Annotated in this window: 1 protein-coding gene; it reads right to left on the reverse strand. The window is 78.0% G+C overall.

The features are described 5' to 3' along the window. Nucleotides 1-341: zinc-binding dehydrogenase (locus tag J0695_RS40865; protein WP_206969859.1), on the reverse strand; the 341-nt coding region annotated here is incomplete at both ends.

Here is a 341-nt window from a genome sequence, read left to right on the forward strand (position 1 = left end):
CGCCGGCCGCCGGGATCCCGGTGAGGACGAGCCGCCCGCCGCGCCGCAGCAGGGCGGCGGCCGTGGTGGCGGCGGAGGCCGATCCCGCGGTCTCGATGACGACGTCGAAGTCGGCGGCGGGGAGGTCGTGCCGGGTCCGGAACGAGGTCGCGCCGAAGGTGTGCGCGAGAGCCTCGCGGTCGGTGCCGCTGCCGACGGCGAGGAGCTCGCCGGGCGAGCCGGCGGCCAGGAACTGCACGGCGAACATGCCGAGCGTCCCGGTGCCGACGACGGCCACGCGCTCGCCTGGCCTGGCGTTCGCCTTGAGCGCGGCGGCGGCGATGCAGGCGGCGGGTTCGAGG

The organism is Streptomyces beijiangensis, assembly GCF_017315755.1.
In the GTDB taxonomy this organism is placed as follows: Bacteria; Actinomycetota; Actinomycetes; order Streptomycetales; family Streptomycetaceae; genus Streptomyces; species Streptomyces beijiangensis.